This window comes from Kordiimonas sp. SCSIO 12610 (assembly GCF_024398015.1).
Lineage (GTDB): Bacteria > Pseudomonadota > Alphaproteobacteria > Sphingomonadales > Kordiimonadaceae > CANLMI01.
In genome coordinates, this window is record NZ_CP073747.1 from 2,014,154 (window position 1) to 2,030,623 (window position 16,470).

Below are 16,470 nucleotides of genomic sequence, written 5' to 3' on the forward strand. Positions count from 1 at the left end.
ATCCTCCAGAATATTTTTGTGCTGTTTAGAGTTTCTCTATTCCAACACTTAGTTACCAATAGCAGAGGCCTCTGTTTCATCCATTCTTTCCGAAACAATCTGACTCAACGGGACCAATTCAAAACCACGCTCATCCAGCGTGCCTTGCCATTCCCGCAAAACTTCTAATGTTTCGTCATATGGGTGCCCAATAGCTATTGCATATCCACGCCTTTCTGCAATCTGCTCTGCTTTTCTTAGCTGTGCTTTGATCGCGTTCAAATCTTTCACATTATCCAGAAACACATCACGCGAAACGTGCGGTACACCTACGGCTTTTGCTGCACTAATTGCTTTTGTTTTCGATGACGTCAGGCTGTCGAGAAACAGAAGGTCTTTTTCCTTAAGCTTCGTCATGACATGGACCATTGCCCCGGCTTCTTCAGTCAACAACGACCCCATATGATTGTTCACCCCAACAAACCCATCGAACCTTTGCATGTTCCAATTTAATCGTCGTTCAAATTCTTGTGCACTTAATCCAGAAACTAGCGCATTTGTTCCGGGGTCAGCATCCGGATCTTTCGGCTCCATGGGTAGATGGATGATCAATTCATGCCCTGCGTTTCTAACTGCTTTAGTTTGAGCCTCCAGGCCATTAGCGTAGGGCAAATAGGCCAGTGTATATGGCCCCTGCATTTCTGAAAGTGCCCTGCTCGCTGGTGTAACAATTCCCATATCATCAATCACAATAACAATTCTTGGGATATTGCCTTTTACCGGCTTCCATATAGACGCATTTGACCGCCACGCTGGTAAGTGCTCAGGCTCACTGTTGAGGCTAGCAAGCTCGTCATAGTTTGTTGCTGGTTGCTCTAAACCGCTATCAGGTTTATTCACTGAAACTGGCTCATTCTCTACAGTAACAGGAAGCAAGCTATCAATATCACGCAAAGCGATGTTAATTTCCTCATCATCCTCACCTGCAATGATTGCCGTTAGGTCACCAATATCTTCAGGGGCATCTTGCGTGTAGTTAAAATCAGGTAGACTTTGATTATCTGAACCCACCCTATTAAAGCCGCTATTATCGATAACAACGAAACCAAGTGTCAGTATAACTACGACAACAAGCATACCATAACCAAGCTTAAGTATTTGGATAACACTGCCGCTTGCGTTTTTCAGGTCCTCTTCGGAGGTTTGCTGATTTGGCTTCGAAATTATTTTTTTACGTCGGCTCACTCGTTTACTCCACCCCAACAGACTAAGCGCCTAATATTTAAACTTTGTAGTTGCCTCACGAGGCTTTTACAAACCATATTGTTTCAAGGATTGACAATTGCCGCTAAAGGCGCGATGTCCTAGCCTTGATTTATAAATTAATGTCTAAAACTATTTGGTGTTTTGAATGTATATCCTGATCGATAATTACGACAGCTTTACCTACAATTTGTATCATTATTTTGTCGAATTAGGGGCAGATGTAAAAGTATGGCGTAATGATCAAATCACAGTTGAAGACGTTATCAAATTAAAACCTCAGGGCATTATTCTAAGCCCAGGCCCCTGTACACCAAACGAAGCGGGGATTTGTCTTGATATGATCGCCGCTGCCAAAGAAAACCATATCCCACTCCTTGGGGTTTGCCTTGGCCATCAGGCAATCGGGCAGCATTATGGCGGTGATGTTGTGCGCGCCCCTTATGTAATGCACGGCAAAACCAGCGATATTACCCACAATCAATCGGGCGTCTTCACTGACATTCCAGAAACCTACACTGCAACACGCTATCATTCACTTGTCGTTGATAAAGAAACATTGCCCGCGGAATTAACAATAACCGCAGAAACTGAAGATGGTTTGATCATGGGGTTGGAGAATAAGGCCGATAATATGTACGGCGTGCAATTTCATCCGGAAAGTATCGCATCCGACTATGGGCATGCCCTTCTCAAGAACTTCATCGATATATGTGAGATGAGCGCAGCCTAATGAGTGATTTTGTTTCCATATTATCAAAAGTCGCTACTGGCGCATACCTCAACCAAGTTGAGGCTCGCAGCGCATTTGAAACCATTATGTCTGGCGGTGCTAGCACTGAGCAAACAGCTGCATTTCTAATGGGCCTACGTGTACGCGGTGAACATGTGGATGAAATAACTGCTGGTGCCGAGGTTATGCGCGCTAAGGCCTCACATATTAATGCTCCGATCAACTCTGTCGACACTTGCGGCACAGGTGGCACCGGTATTTCGACCTATAATATTTCCACAGCATCCGCTTTCGTTACTGTAGCCGCAGGTATACCCGTCGCCAAACACGGCAATCGCGCTGCTTCCTCAAAGTCTGGCTCTGCTGACGTATTGGAGGCGCTGGGTGCAAAGCTTGAAATTTCTATGGAAGCCGTTCAAAGAAGCCTTGATGAAACGGGTTTTAGTTTCCTTTTCGCGCGCGCACACCATAGCGCGATGCGCTTTGTGGCCCCTGTTCGTACATCTATCAAAGTACAGACGATTTTTAATTTACTTGGCCCCTTATCAAACCCAGCGCAGGCTAAACGACAAATCCTTGGTGTTTTTGATCCTAAATGGCAGCGCCCAATGGCGGAGGTTCTGAAAAACCTCGGCAGTGAGCATGTCTGGGTTGTCCACGGTGAAGATGGTATGGATGAAATTACCACTACGGGTAAAACCCATATTGTTGAACTCAAAAATGGTCAGATTAGTGAATTTGACATAACACCCGAAGACGTTGGCTTAACACGGGCGACGCTTGAAGACTTAAAAGGCGACGATGCCGAATATAACGCAGCAGCCATCACCATGCTATTCGACGGCAAAAAATCTGCGTTTCGCGATATTGTGTTGATGAACACAGGGGCAGCCCTGTTGGTTGGCAATAAGGTCCAATCGCTTCAGGACGGTGTAACAATGGCCGCCAGTATCATTGACAGCGGCAAAGCAAAGGCGAAATTGGCTGAATGGGTTGAATTCACTCAAACACATTCTTAAGAATTAACATGAGATATCAATTTTAAATGACTGATATATTAAAAGAAATATGCGATAAAAAGCGCGAGCATGTTGATGCAGTAAAATCATCAATTTCACTAAGTGAACAAGAAAATCGGGCCAAGGCTGCATCGCCAACGCGCGGTTTCCTAAACGCGCTTAGAACGAAACGCCTGAACGATGAATATGGCTTCATTTGTGAAATCAAAAAAGCAAGTCCATCAAAAGGGCTTATTCGACCAGAGGATTTTGACCCCAAAGTCCTCGCGCAAGCGTATGAACGCGGCGGGGCAGCTTGCTTATCAGTCCTCACAGATATTCCGTATTTTCAGGGCCATGATGACTATTTAGTTACCGCAAGAAATTCGGTTAAAATCCCAGCGCTTAGAAAAGATTTCATGATCGACACATATCAGGTTACTGAAGCACGGGGACTTGGTGCTGATTGTATTCTCCTGATTATGGCAGCACTTGATGATGCCTTAGCACAAGACTTAGAGGCAGCTGCCTTTGACTACGGCATGGACGTGCTTATCGAAGTACATAATGCTGAAGAATTGGAACGAGCCCTCAAACTCAGAAGCAAGCTGCTTGGCATCAACAATCGCAATCTTAAAACAATGGATGTATCACTGGATACAACATTGTCCCTCGCCAGAAATCTGGGCGACGATTATATACTTGTTGCTGAATCGGGCCTGAAAACACGTGAAGACCTGGCGAAATGTGAAGAATTGGGGGCTGGTTGTTTTTTGATTGGCGAGACCTTTATGCGGCAAAAGGATGTTGAGGCAGCCGTAAAAGCGCTTCAAAAATAAATATTAAAAAGGGTCTTTGATGGATAAGCTTAGTCATATTGATGAAAAAGGCGCTGCTCACATGGTAGATGTGAGTGAGAAAGCGATCACCAGCCGTACTGCTATCGCTGAAGGCTATATCCATATGTCTACTGAGACACTTAACCAAATCAAAGCCAATAGCCTCAAGAAAGGCGATGTTTTGGCAACGGCCCGTATTGCAGGCATCATGGCCGCCAAAAAGACGAGCGAACTTATTCCTCTTTGCCATCCCCTCGCCATTACCAAAGTTACCGTTGATTTCGACACCAGTCTAAAGAATAAAATTCGCGTAGAAACGCTTGTGAAGGTAGGCGGGCAAACCGGCGTAGAAATGGAAGCATTGTCGGCGGCATCAACGGCCCTTCTTACCATATATGATATGGCAAAAGCCGTTCAAAAGGATATGATTATCGATGGTATTCGCCTACTTTCGAAAGAAGGCGGTAAATCAGGTAAATACGAGGCTATTGACACATGATATCGGTTGAAAATGCATTTCACCGCATCGTTGATGATGCTGTTCCTCTCACCACCGAGCGCCTTGCGGTAGAAGCATCCGTTGGACGGGTACTTGCTGCACCCCTTGCAGCGCGCAAATCACAGCCAGGCTGTGACTTATCTGCTATGGATGGGTACGCTGTAAACAGTAGCGACTTATCAGGTGGACCTGTTACGCTCAAAGTGACGAGCACATCAGCTGCGGGCCAATCGAAAATTTCTGAGCTGAAACCTGGCGAGGCAATGCAAATTTACACGGGCGCACCTGTTCCAAATGGCGCTGACCAGGTCATTATCCAGGAAAATGTTAACCGTGACGGAGACAATATCAACATTCAGGAAAATGCAGCTCCTGGTAAAAACATCAGATTTGCTGGCAATGATTTCGCTGCAAAACAGATTGTTTGCGATGCAGGAACCTTCATAACACCTAAGTCAATCGGGTTAATAGCGGGTAGCGGCCATAGTCACGTAATGGTTCACCGCGCACCGAAAATTGCGATTTTAACAACAGGCGACGAGCTAGCAAAACCGGATCAGGATACGTTCGGGCCGCAGGAAACGATTGACTCGCTAACGCCTACCCTCCTTAGTTTTTTTAATGATGCCGGAGCGACGGCCTCATCGCTTGGGGCAATAAAAGACAACCCTGATGCCATCAAAGCAGCGATCCGCAATTCGTCAGACGCCGATATTTTAATAACGGTTGGAGGGGCCAGCGTTGGGGATAGAGACTATGTGCAAGAGGCATTAAAAGCAGAAGGAATGGAACTCGATTTCTGGAAAATTGCTATGCGCCCCGGTAAGCCTATGATTTTCGGCAAAATCAATAACCGATTTGTTATCGGACTACCTGGCAATCCCGTATCAGCTTTCGTTTGTGCATTGGTGTTTGTCCGCCCACTGATCGATAAATTGATGGGTCGCCCGGCCCCTTTGCCAACTGGCGTTTTATTGCCAAGCGCTGTTGACCTTCCTGCCAATGGCGTTAGACAGCATTATATGCGGGCCCGTCTGATTGGCATACCCGGGCAGCGAATGGTTGACCCTGCAGCGTCACAAGATAGCAGCTTACTAAGCGTACTCTCGCAAAGTGATGGGTTGATTGTACGCCCCGTTGACGCGCCAGAAGTGAAAGCAGGTGAACCAGTGTTGTTCCTTCCATTTTAGGCTTCATACTTTAGAAATTCTCTTTTTGTTCTTGACCATCCACCAAAAGAGAACTAAAGAAGAACATATGTGAAACAAATTTGGATTGTGCTATGCTAACGTCTAAACAACACCAGCTTTTGGTCTTCATTCAAGAACGTTTGGAAGAAAATGGGATCTCCCCGTCTTTTGACGAAATGAAGGATGCTTTGGGCCTTAAGTCCAAATCCGGGGTTCACAGGCTAATAAATGCACTTGAGGAACGTGGTTTCATCAAACGAATGGCAAACCGTGCCCGCGCCCTTGAAGTTTTAAAGACACCAGATAATGCAAAGGCAGACAAAAAGCCTGAAAATGTTATAAGTGGAAACTTCGGGCCATCTTCCTCAGCAACATCATCATCCAATGATGAATTTATGGAATTACCACTTCATGGGAAAATCGCTGCGGGTACACCAATTGAAGCGCTAGAAAATAACGATAGTTTCATTTCGGTTCCCTCAGCTATGGCAGCCAGTGGCAAGTGCTATGCGCTTGAAATTTCTGGTGACTCCATGATTGAAATGGGAATTCTCGACGGGGATACCGTTGTGATAGAAAGCTGCAACTCTGCCCGTAACGGCGAAGTCGTTGTTGCTCTTGTGGACCGTGAAGAAGCAACATTGAAAACTATTCAGCATGAAGGTCGTTTTGTAAATCTAGTACCTGCTAACCGCGATTATTCAACACAGAAACTGGAAGCTGACCGGGTACAAGTTCAAGGGCGACTTGTTGGTTTACTACGCCAATATCATTAGTCGCTCACGCGCATATTAACTTCATTTTTTTGGAAATAGGCAGCCCTATTCAGCACCGGACCAAGGGCGCCTATTTTTCTTATCATTCACCCAAATAAGATTATTCTGGTTATCGTTTTCATAGATAAATAACGGCCCTTCAGTTGCCAATTGTTCTTTGATAATCACAAGATTATTGCTGCGGCAATAGTTGACCCATTTACGCAGGATAATCACGATATCACCTGCTACGCAGGCTTCATAGAGAGCCGCAAAATGCTTAACATTTATCGCGGTTCGATCACCCAGAATATCATAACTACAGGCATAATCATCGCACGAACGCTGCCCCCTTTTTGTATCCACATGGGGTCCCAGTCCCCACTGCTTTTTATAGTTATCTGCTGCGAAACTATTTAGGCGTAAATTGTAATAAGTAAATTGGCCATTCTTTGATTGAAAAACAAATCCATGACCACTCTGCGTAATAATTAAAGACGGCGGCTCTATGTAAAACGTGAGTGGCATCATCAAATACATAGCGAACAGGATGGAGCTAACATAACGATTATGTCGAATAAGAATAAGACCGCAACCGACCAACAAACTCATTATAAATATATAATCGTGAATGGGATGCATAAATACTCTTGACCATTCAACATCAGCAACAAACGCCGCGATATCAAGAATTTGCTCTAAACCCCACACAAAGAAAGGCAGGGATAGCGCCTCCAACCCCAAAATACCGAGAACTGCACTCAAGAAACCAAAAGGTACGACAATGAATAGCAAAACAGGTACAGCAACAAGATTAGAAAATAGACCCAAAACTGCCACTGACTGAAAATGAAACAATGCGATTGGTAAAATCGCAATTTGTGCAATCACAGTCGTCAGCGAAGTATAACCGATAAATCGCCCTATATTTTGCCCGAACCGTGTAATAAATGACTGGTCTGTACGGAATACCGGTTGATCCTGCTCATATTTAATACGTCGGCGCTCATTTATAATTTCATAAACACAAACCAAGGCGATTGTTGCGGCAAATGACATTTGAAAACCAGCACTCATTACCGCGTGCGGAGATATAATCAAAATTGCCCATGCTGCAATTGCTATACTTCTTAAGGACACAACACGACGGTCGAGAAGAATGGCAACAATCGCTATTGTCGCGATTACAAATGCCCGAATGGTTGCAACACTCATACCTGATAATAAAAGATATCCCGTTGCTGCTATCCATGCAAAAATCGCAGCGAGTTTTCGTCCGTTAATATTTGGCGATGCGATCGGAACGAATAAGAAAACAAACTCAAACATAAAAAAAGCAGCGCCAACAAATAACCCCATATGCAAGCCGGAAATCGCAAGCATATGCGCAAGTCCGCTTGCTCGAAGGTTATCAATCGCATCGTCGGATAAATAACTACGCCGCCCAACAATAAGGGCAGCAGCCAAGCCCCCTGCTTCGCCGGGAATTAAGCGAACAAGCTTTTCGGCAATTTCCTGACGAACTCTGCCGATCGAAGCGCCGTTATGGTTATCAAATTGAGCCCTCTCTATATCCGTAGTGACGTAACCAGAGGCCTGAACACCGTCAAAATATGCTGCTCGCGCAAAATCATAGCCTGTGGGGCTTAGTTTACCTTGAGGCCGCTCAAGAACTGCGGAAAATCGTATTTTATCACCAGCGAGTAAATACTCAGGGATTTTTGTTCGAACAAACAGTCTAACCTTATTGAACTTCATGGTCTCATCGCTTAACGATTGCAAGTTCTCTAAAGTCAAACGAACAGGGGCATTCTCGCGCTCCTGAATGTCTTCGATGATAGCTTCACCGCTAAAATATACTGTTTCTTCGATAAAATGATGATCAGCATATTCAATCCTGAGGCATGCATATAAAATACCCGCAGCAAATAAAATAACACTTATATAGGCAGGGTTCGCTTTCCTATATCGTGGCCTCTGAAAAGCCAACATCGTAACAAAAACCATAGCAGGAATACTGACAGGAAGATCAAACGGCAGCGTATAATAGAGCGCGAGCCCGAGAGCGAAACATATAGCCCCATAAAATATTCGCCATTCGCTATGCAGAGATAATTTCACTGCTTTCGCTGAAGCTATAATATTCCGTAAGGTCAAATTCATCCCAACACTTTCGAGCCGAAGAGAGACAACGCTTCACTTGATAAAAACGCTGTGAGTACCGCAATTTATCTCGATTTTTAGTGGCCTCAAATTTGTATTCTAGAAAAACATATGCTACAACCCAGACAAATTTCCACGATTGGTGTTTTACGCAGTTTCACACCATCCTTAATGTAACGCAATAAATAAGGGTCGAGAGCCGAGCATGCCCACTGACATGCCCAAGGTAGTAACACGGTTTGCACCGTCACCAACAGGGTTCCTTCATATTGGCGGCGCCAGAACCGCACTCTATAACTGGCTATTTGCACACCATCATGGTGGCGACTTTCTTCTTCGCATCGAAGATACGGACAGAAAAAGATCAACTGCCGAAGCAATCGACGCAATTATTACAGGCATGAAATGGCTGGGGCTCAATTGGTCTGGTGATGCTGTTAGTCAATTTGCGCAAGCTGAGCGCCACAGAGAGGTGGCAAATGCCCTATTAGCGAGCGGCAATGCTTATTATTGTTATGCTAGCCAGGAAGAAACCGCAGAAGCACGCGATAATGCCCGTGCAGAAGGCAAACCCTTCCGCGGTGACCTGTGGCGTGACCGTGATCCTTCAGAAGCGCCAGATGGGGTTCAACCGGTTGTCCGAGTAAAAATGCCACGTGACGGCGAAACAACCATTGTCGACGCTGTTCAAGGATCGGTGACTGTATCCAATAGTGAACTGGATGACATGGTTATTTTGCGATCTGATGGAACACCAACCTACATGCTATCTGTTGTTGTTGATGATCATGATATGGGCGTTACGCATGTAATTCGCGGCGATGATCATTTGAATAATGCGTTCAGACAATATCAAATTTATCATATGATGGGATGGGATATTCCAACCTTTGCCCATATCCCGTTAATCCACGGCCCGGACGGTAAGAAATTATCAAAGCGTCATGGTGCACTGGGTGTGGATGCATATGAAGACATGGGCTTTTTACCTGAAGCGATGCGTAATTATCTTTTACGCCTAGGCTGGAGCCACGGTGATGACGAAATCATCACTACCAAGCAAGCCATCGAATGGTTTACGCTTGATAACGTTGGCCGCGCCCCTGCCCGTTTTGATTTTGACAAACTGGACTTTGTAAACGCTCATTATATGAAAGAATGCGAAGACAGCACTTTGTTCGCTTTGATCAAAGAAAACATCGAGCACGCGATTGGAAAACCAATTGACGATACAGAACAAGGTAAAGTCGTTCAAGCCATGCCTTCGATTAAAGAGCGTGCGAAACGAATTGGCGACCTAATTGAGCCAACTTCTTTATTCTGTAATATTCGCCCGCTAGAGATTAGCGAAAAAGCGAAAAAACAAATTACTGAGGAAACGAAACCTATTCTCGCTTCCTTGAAAGATCAGCTTTCAGATCTCCCGTCATGGATAGGGTCTGATATCAAAGCTACCATCATGTCCTTTGCAGAAGCTGAGGACTTAAAACTAGGCAAGGTAATGCAGCCTGTTCGGGCAGCAGTCACCGGGGGTAAGCAATCCGGTGATCTTGTTGAAACGCTTGAAATACTTGGAAAAGACGAGACAATTAGTCGTCTTTCTGACGTGTGCTGAGTGTGGCATTACCAAACCCTCTCTGGCTATCAGTCAGGGTAAAACCATAAGAAAGAAGGAGTAAGACCATGTCAAACGATCCCCTAAAGCTATCAGGTAATGGCCTTGACATTGATCTACCTATAATGGAAGGCTCTGTGGGCCCGAAGGTTATCGATGTGCGTAAATTATACGCGCAATCAGATATGTTCACATTCGATCCAGGCTTCACATCAACAGCGAGCTGCGAATCCAGCATTACATTCATCGACGGTGAAAAAGGCCAGCTTTTATACCGTGGATACCCAATCGAACAACTTGCTGAACAAAGCGACTTTATGGAATGTTGCTACCTTCTTTTATACGGTGACCTTCCAAGCAAAGCCGAAAAAGATAAGTTTGTTCATGATATCACGCACCACACAATGGTCCATGAGCAACTTCATCGCTTCTTCAGCGGTTTCCGCCGCGACGCACACCCAATGGCAATTATGGTCGGTGTCGTGGGTGCCCTCGCTGCGTTCTACCATGACAGCACAGACATCAATGATCCGCATCAGCGTATGGTTGCTAGCTATCGCATGATTGCGAAAATACCAACAATTGCGGCAATGGCCTATAAATATTCAATCGGACAGCCTTTTGTCTATCCTCAGAATGACCTGTCATATGCCGGCAACTTCCTGAAGATGATGTTCTCTGTTCCTGCTGCTGAATATAAAGTAAGCCCAACACTAGAGCGTGCGATGGATCTTATTTTCATCCTTCACGCTGATCACGAGCAGAACGCATCAACATCAACAGTTCGCCTTGCTGGTTCATCAGGTGCGAACCCGTTCGCATGTATCGCTGCTGGTATCGCATGCCTTTGGGGTCCTGCACACGGCGGCGCAAATGAGGCCTGCCTCAACATGCTTCAGGAAATCGGCACTGTTGATCGTATTCCTGAGTTTGTAGCGCGCGCGAAAGACAAGAACGATCCTTTCCGTCTTATGGGCTTTGGTCATCGTGTCTATAAAAACTTTGATCCACGCGCGACTGTTATGCGCGACACAGCGCACAAGGTTCTTGCAGAACTAGGTGTTGACGATCCGCTATTTGATGTTGCAATGGAACTTGAAAAAATCGCTCTTGAGGACGAATATTTCATCGCGAAGAAACTCTACCCGAACGTGGATTTCTATTCAGGTATCATCCTAAAAGCCATGGGCTTCCCAACAGAGATGTTCACTGTTCTGTTTGCTCTTGCCCGTACAAGCGGCTGGATTGCTCAGTGGAAAGAAATGGTAGAAGATCCAACACAGAAAATTGGTCGTCCTCGCCAGCTATATACTGGTGCAGCAGCACGGGATTATGTTCCGGTTGATCAGCGTTAATACATATAACAAATGATACTAAAAAGCCCGGTCAAATGACCGGGCTTTTTAGTATATAGAGTGTTTGATCATCTGATCAAAAACTATCAATCTTCCTTAGCGCCCAACATGGCAGTAAGCTTTGCTTGACAAACCATTGTGCCATCAACTGTTGCTTCGGCATCAAACTTCCACACGGCACCGCCGCCGCGGGTTTTCGTAAGTTTCATTTCCAGTCGATCGCCTGGTTCAACTGGTTTGCGGAATTTCGCCCCATCAATGCCCATAAAATAAACAACGCGGCCCTGCGCATCTTCACCAAGAAAATCAACAGCGATGACCGCAGCGGTTTGCGCCATCGCTTCTAAAATAAGCACGCCTGGCATAACCGGCTTTTGGGGGAAATGCCCAGGGAAAAATGGCTCGTTAATCGTAACATTCTTAATGCCTTTTGCGCTTTCACCCGGTACGACATCAACCACTTTATCAATTAACAAGAATGGATAACGGTGTGGAATTAATTCCATAATCTGATTTATGTTGAATTCCATTTCAGCCTCCTAAGAGCTTTTTCAAATAAAACAGCCTTCAGGTAATCATCTTACCTGAAGGCCTTAAACTAACGTATATTAAACTTAATTGCCGTCTGTCGGTGTCGCAGAATTCTGTGGAACAGTGCGCTGTGGCAATGTAAGCGTTACAGCTGGCAACTCTGCATCGAGTTGTTCGATAAATTCAGTTGTCACATCGATACCGGATGCTGCGCCCATAACAAGGCGCTTAATCATAATGATTTGTGCACTACGGTCTGCAAGGATTTTGCGAATTACAGGCTGGCGCGCACGCTCAACTTGTGTCGCAGCTTCCTGACGGAGCTTATCAAACTGAAGTTCTGAAATCTGAAGAGCACGCTGTGCATTCACAAACTGTGTCTCCAATCCCTTCTTTTCTTCTTCGTACTTGTCGTTACCAATGATTGATTTTCGTTTCTCAAGGTCCGCTAGCAACTGCTCCAGCTGCCCGCCACGTGCGACAAAATTACGAAGCTGCACGATGTTCTGGCGAATTTCATTCACCTGAAGGTTAAAGTCTTTATAGGCTGCGGCTTCACGTTCCACGCGTTCATCGTCAACAATCAGGATCTGTTGTGCGTCAAGAGCGGTTCCCAATCCTAAAAATGCGATCATCGCAGCCGCAGTAATTTTTATCATTTTAAGCACAGAGGCCATAGCTAGTTCCTTAAATAGTGTCTTTAGAATGTGGTACCCACATTGAATTGAAGTGTCTGAGTATCATCTCCGAGCTGACGACGCAACGTTCTTGCGAGGTCAATTCGGAATGGACCGAATGGTGACTGCCAAGAAAACCCGATACCTACTGAAATACGCGGACTTGGAGAGTTACCTGATATACATGTAGCGCCTGAAAAACCTAACTCCGTAGATGCTAAATCCTGAATAGCTGCCGGCCCCGAAATACCTTGTTCTGCAACGAGAAGGGAAAAGTCATTAAATTGCTGAAGGCTAAACGGACATGAAGGGAAAATAGAGTTTTCTGCACGGAACAAGGCACCGACATCAAAAAAGGCAGATGCGTTAATTCCGGATTCGAGCGCGGCATTACCAAGCGGGAAAAAGAGCTCGGCGCGTCCAATATAAAATGCTCGGCCACCGACAACCCTAAACTGTTGCTCAGGGGCTAATGCCTGGCCAACAATATCGAATTCACGAGGGCCCACCCCTGAATTATCAAAACCACGTAGCCTTGGACCACCAAGGAAAAACAAATCGTTCAAACGAACCTGCTGGTTAATCCCTTCAATAAGGCCACCTTCTGCACCTAAACGCAGCGTCCAACCATTGAACGGAGTCCAATAATTATCGATACTTGCTGTCGTTTGGAGGTATTTTACACTACCACCCAGGCCCGCAAAGTTTTGATTGAACCGAATGGATCGTCCACGAGTTGGCCGGATGATACTATTCCTACTATCGGTGCCGAGTGTATAGCCAATAATCGATTGCGTTCTCGACCCAATGGAGTTTGCGAAGAAAGGATTGAAATTTAAGAGAACGTCCTCTGACTCTGCAACACTCAGAGATCCATCACCATTCTCATCAAAATCGGCTTCAGTGATTACCCCATCCCCATTTAAGTCGGCCGAAGCAAGTAAATCGGGGTTATTTAAACTAGCCTCCGCAATATTAGCAATTGTTGTACCGGCGAGGCCTATCGATTGAAGCCCAAACGACGCGTCATCCTGCCTGATAGTATAACGAAGTCCAAGTGACCAAAATTCATTCAATGCAGCACCAGCACGAAGCTGAAAACCAAGCGCTCTGTTCTGCAAACCATTCTGGAAAATACCATTACCAAGTCCATTGGTGTCCGTATTGGTTACAAAAACATTGAAGCCACCAGAAATACTGCGCCCTAACAAATACGGTTCGGTAAAGTCTAAGTTAATATTCTGTTGGAAACTCGATAAATTTAACGAAAGTCCTAGCGATTGCCCTTTACCAAACAGATTGCGCTGCCTGACGGAAGCATTGAAAATAAAGTTTTGGACGCTAGAGAAACCGGCCCCAAGGTTGAGTTCACCTGTTGCTTGCTCTTCTACACCGACATCCAATACTAGTCTATCAGGCGTTGACCCCGGTAGTTGTTCAATCTCAATCTCGCGGAAGAAACTTAAACGGTTTAGACGGTTTTCCGAACGATTCACGAGCGCTGAATTGAAGGCATCGCCTTCTTGAAGGCGAAATTCGCGGCGAATAACTTTGTCAAGTGTCGTTACATTACCATGGATACGAATACGCTCCACATATACCCTTGGTGCATCAAGCACCCTAAAGGTAATATCAATTGTTCGACCTTCACGGTTTCTGTTAATCCGTGGTCTGATATCAACAAAAGCATACCCAAGTAGGCCAGCTGCATTCGTAAGTGCCTCAATGGTTTTTTCAATTGCTTCTGCGTTATAGATTTGGCCCTTGCGCATAAGAAGGAATGCTTCGAACAAAATCGGATCAACATCACGAATTTCGCTATCGACGCTGATTTCGCCAAATTCGTATATTTCGCCTTCTTCAACAGTGAAAGTTACAAAAAAATCTTCCCGGTCAGCAGTCAATTCCGAAACAGCAGAAACAACACGGAAGTCTGCATAGCCTTCGTTCAAATAAAACTGGCGAAGAACTTGCTGGTCAAAAGCTTGCCGATCTGGGTCAAAGGTATCGTTGGAACCAAAAATCTTCCACCAACGCGATTCCTTCGTTGCCAAGACGTCCTTTAAATCGCCGTCGCTATATTTTTTATTACCAATAAAGTTGATTTTACTGATCCGCGTTTTCGGGCCTTCTTGTATCTCAAAAAGAACGTCAACACGGTTTTGTTCTAACTGAACAACCTTTGGCTCAATGATTGCCGCGAACCGACCGGAATTCCGATATAAAGCAAGTATCCGCTCTACATCTGCCCGTACTTTTGCACGTGTGAAAATCGTTCTGGGGCGCAATCTAACCTCTTCGAGAAGTTCATCACGGTCCAAACGTTTATTACCTTCAAAAACAACGCGGTTAATGATTGGGTTTTCAACAACCCTGATAATCAAAGTACCTTGCTGCTCGAGGATTTCAACATCTGCAAACAATCCAGTTGCAAACAGGTTTTTTGTACTCTCATTGATTTTTGCCAGGTCAAATGGGTCGCCTGTTCGAATAGTAAGGTAAGACGCTACCGTTTCTGGCTCTACACGCTCGCTACCGATAACATTGATTTGCCGGATAATGGGAACCTGTTGGTTCTGCCCCGCCCCTGCCTGCTGTGCAGAAACTGAACCTGTCACTATTGTCGCAATTATGATTGATGCACAAAAACCAACAACCAGATAGAAATTATTTAACTGCAAAACTTTGCCCACTCTTCTTCAGTATCAATGTTTCTATAAACACATTAAGGCCAGCAACTTACCTATAGAACGATAGATTGCAAGTCATTCAGTGTTACAAACACCATAAAAATCAACATTAAGGCCATTCCGGCTATATATCCCACTTCTTGCGCCCGTTTTTTCAAGGGGGACCCTTTAACAGCTTCAACCAAATAGAACATCAAATGACCACCATCGAGTACAGGAATAGGCAATAAGTTGACTATCCCCAAATTAATAGAGATCAACGCTAGAAATATTATGAAACTCTCAATACCCCGGCTTGCCGCCTCGCCAGTCATTGTAGCGATTCGCACCGGCCCACCAAGTTCATTAACAGATCGTAGTCCAACAATAATCTGACCAGTTGTGGTAAAAATTGTCTGGATGAACGTTCCTGTTTGGCGAAACCCTTCTGATATAGCACCAACTGGGCCAACTTCCACTCTCACCGACTGAGGAATACCTATACCCATTACACCATAAGGATAGCGGTTTCCAAATCTATCTTCTTGATATCCAACACCAGTTAGGAGCGTTTTATTTATAGATTGACCATCTCGTTCCAGTACCAAGTCAATTTCTCTCTCAGGATACAAACGAACAATGGAGACAATATCATTAAAGCGTTCGATAGAATTCCCATTTATTGAAACTATTCTATCACCAACCTGCATTCCAGATCGCTCTGCACCAGAATCTTCCAAAACAGACGGAACTATTGGCGGTGTAACCTGTGCGCCGTACGCCCAGAAAAAGCCTGCAAAGACGAGGACTGCGGCCAAAAGGTTAATACCTGGTCCTGCGAAAACAACCAAAGCCCGTTGCCAAACAGGCTTATAGTGAAAACATTCCGATTTTTCTTTTTCGCTTAATTGCTCAATTGAACTATCGGCGTTGCTGGCACCAGAGGCATCACCGAAAAACTTCACATAGCCACCAAGCGGCAACATGCATACTTTCCAACGAACGCCCTTTTTATCAGTCCAGCCAAATAACTCTTTTCCGAATCCGATTGAGAAAGAGTCTACACGTACGCCGAATAAGCGCGCCACACTGTAATGCCCCCACTCATGAATAAAAACCAACACGCTGAATCCGCCAATAAAAGACAACAGCGTTAGAATTATTCCCGGATTTGATCCATCCATTACTAGTTACTTTCTTCCTT

General features: G+C 45.1%; 14 protein-coding genes. 8 read left to right on the forward strand and 6 right to left on the reverse strand.

Features of this window, described 5'->3' with window-relative positions; all coding sequences use genetic code 11:
- Positions 1 to 48: 48 nt before the first annotated feature.
- Positions 49 to 1,224 carry a divergent polysaccharide deacetylase family protein gene (locus KFF44_RS09355; protein WP_255933638.1) on the reverse strand — a complete coding sequence of 392 codons (1,176 nt, stop codon included), beginning with the start codon at positions 1,222 to 1,224 and terminating at the stop codon, positions 49 to 51.
- A gap of 166 nt (positions 1,225 to 1,390) precedes the next feature.
- Between KFF44_RS09355 and KFF44_RS09360 the strand changes: the two genes are divergently transcribed.
- The 6 genes from KFF44_RS09360 to lexA all read left to right on the forward strand — a co-directional run bounded on the left by KFF44_RS09360 (position 1,391) and on the right by lexA (position 6,277).
- Entirely contained in the window at positions 1,391 to 1,975 is a 585-nt protein-coding gene (locus KFF44_RS09360; RefSeq protein ID WP_255933640.1) for an aminodeoxychorismate/anthranilate synthase component II, read from the forward strand.
- A complete protein-coding gene (trpD, locus tag KFF44_RS09365) occupies positions 1,975 to 2,994 on the forward strand; it encodes an anthranilate phosphoribosyltransferase (RefSeq protein ID WP_255933643.1) in 1,020 nt (339 codons plus the stop codon). Before KFF44_RS09360 ends, trpD begins: the two co-directional genes overlap by 1 nt.
- A 26-nt stretch (positions 2,995 to 3,020) precedes the next feature.
- A complete protein-coding gene (gene trpC / locus KFF44_RS09370) occupies positions 3,021 to 3,812 on the forward strand; it encodes an indole-3-glycerol phosphate synthase TrpC (RefSeq protein WP_255933645.1) in 792 nt (263 codons plus the stop codon).
- 19 nt (positions 3,813 to 3,831) lie between these two features.
- Complete coding sequence (gene moaC, locus KFF44_RS09375; RefSeq protein WP_255933661.1) at positions 3,832 to 4,311, forward strand: cyclic pyranopterin monophosphate synthase MoaC; 480 nt, start codon at positions 3,832 to 3,834, stop codon at positions 4,309 to 4,311.
- A complete protein-coding gene (glp, locus tag KFF44_RS09380) occupies positions 4,308 to 5,501 on the forward strand; it encodes a gephyrin-like molybdotransferase Glp (protein WP_255933663.1) in 1,194 nt (397 codons plus the stop codon). Before moaC ends, glp begins: the two co-directional genes overlap by 4 nt.
- Positions 5,502 to 5,593: 92 nt before the next feature.
- Positions 5,594 to 6,277 (forward strand): transcriptional repressor LexA, encoded by a 684-nt coding sequence (lexA, locus tag KFF44_RS09385; protein WP_255933668.1) that lies wholly within the window; start codon positions 5,594 to 5,596, stop codon positions 6,275 to 6,277.
- Positions 6,278 to 6,322: 45 nt separating this feature from the next.
- On the opposite strand, the gene KFF44_RS09390 is transcribed toward lexA, so the two are convergent.
- Positions 6,323 to 8,377, reverse strand: a complete 2,055-nt coding sequence (locus KFF44_RS09390) for a ComEC/Rec2 family competence protein (RefSeq protein ID WP_255933670.1) — start codon at positions 8,375 to 8,377, stop codon at positions 6,323 to 6,325.
- 247 nt (positions 8,378 to 8,624) lie between these two features.
- Between KFF44_RS09390 and gltX the strand changes: the two genes are divergently transcribed.
- A complete protein-coding gene (gene gltX / locus KFF44_RS09395) occupies positions 8,625 to 10,034 on the forward strand; it encodes a glutamate--tRNA ligase (protein ID WP_255933671.1) in 1,410 nt (469 codons plus the stop codon).
- Positions 10,035 to 10,102: 68 nt separating this feature from the next.
- Entirely contained in the window at positions 10,103 to 11,389 is a 1,287-nt protein-coding gene (locus KFF44_RS09400; RefSeq protein ID WP_255933675.1) for a citrate synthase, read from the forward strand.
- 86 nt (positions 11,390 to 11,475) lie between these two features.
- On the opposite strand, the gene fabZ is transcribed toward KFF44_RS09400, so the two are convergent.
- The 4 genes from fabZ to rseP form a co-directional block, all read right to left on the reverse strand.
- Positions 11,476 to 11,919, reverse strand: a complete 444-nt coding sequence (fabZ, locus tag KFF44_RS09405; protein ID WP_255933680.1) for a 3-hydroxyacyl-ACP dehydratase FabZ — start codon at positions 11,917 to 11,919, stop codon at positions 11,476 to 11,478.
- A gap of 84 nt (positions 11,920 to 12,003) precedes the next feature.
- The gene (locus KFF44_RS09410) at positions 12,004 to 12,597 is read right to left on the reverse strand and encodes an OmpH family outer membrane protein (protein ID WP_255933681.1); all 594 of its coding nucleotides are present in this window, start codon (positions 12,595 to 12,597) and stop codon (positions 12,004 to 12,006) included.
- A gap of 23 nt (positions 12,598 to 12,620) precedes the next feature.
- Complete coding sequence (bamA, locus tag KFF44_RS09415) at positions 12,621 to 15,278, reverse strand: outer membrane protein assembly factor BamA (RefSeq protein ID WP_255933682.1); 2,658 nt, start codon at positions 15,276 to 15,278, stop codon at positions 12,621 to 12,623.
- A gap of 62 nt (positions 15,279 to 15,340) precedes the next feature.
- The gene (gene rseP, locus KFF44_RS09420) at positions 15,341 to 16,450 is read right to left on the reverse strand and encodes an RIP metalloprotease RseP (protein ID WP_255933688.1); all 1,110 of its coding nucleotides are present in this window, start codon (positions 16,448 to 16,450) and stop codon (positions 15,341 to 15,343) included.
- Positions 16,451 to 16,470: the final 20 nt, after the last annotated feature.

What these genes read in the sequence shown, in the direction of transcription:
- KFF44_RS09360 (WP_255933640.1), top strand. Translation starts at nt 1,391, where the DNA reads ATGTATATCCTGATCGATAATTACGACAGCTTTACCTACAATTTGTAT.
- trpD (WP_255933643.1), top strand. Translation starts at nt 1,975, where the DNA reads ATGAGTGATTTTGTTTCCATATTATCAAAAGTCGCTACTGGCGCATAC.
- trpC (WP_255933645.1), top strand. Translation starts at nt 3,021, where the DNA reads ATGACTGATATATTAAAAGAAATATGCGATAAAAAGCGCGAGCATGTT.
- moaC (WP_255933661.1), top strand. Translation starts at nt 3,832, where the DNA reads ATGGATAAGCTTAGTCATATTGATGAAAAAGGCGCTGCTCACATGGTA.
- glp (WP_255933663.1), top strand. Translation starts at nt 4,308, where the DNA reads ATGATATCGGTTGAAAATGCATTTCACCGCATCGTTGATGATGCTGTT.
- lexA (WP_255933668.1), top strand. Translation starts at nt 5,594, where the DNA reads ATGCTAACGTCTAAACAACACCAGCTTTTGGTCTTCATTCAAGAACGT.
- gltX (WP_255933671.1), top strand. Translation starts at nt 8,625, where the DNA reads ATGCCCACTGACATGCCCAAGGTAGTAACACGGTTTGCACCGTCACCA.
- KFF44_RS09400 (WP_255933675.1), top strand. Translation starts at nt 10,103, where the DNA reads ATGTCAAACGATCCCCTAAAGCTATCAGGTAATGGCCTTGACATTGAT.
- fabZ (WP_255933680.1), bottom strand. Translation starts at nt 11,919, where the DNA reads ATGGAATTCAACATAAATCAGATTATGGAATTAATTCCACACCGTTAT.
- KFF44_RS09410 (WP_255933681.1), bottom strand. Translation starts at nt 12,597, where the DNA reads ATGGCCTCTGTGCTTAAAATGATAAAAATTACTGCGGCTGCGATGATC.
- rseP (WP_255933688.1), bottom strand. Translation starts at nt 16,450, where the DNA reads ATGGATGGATCAAATCCGGGAATAATTCTAACGCTGTTGTCTTTTATT.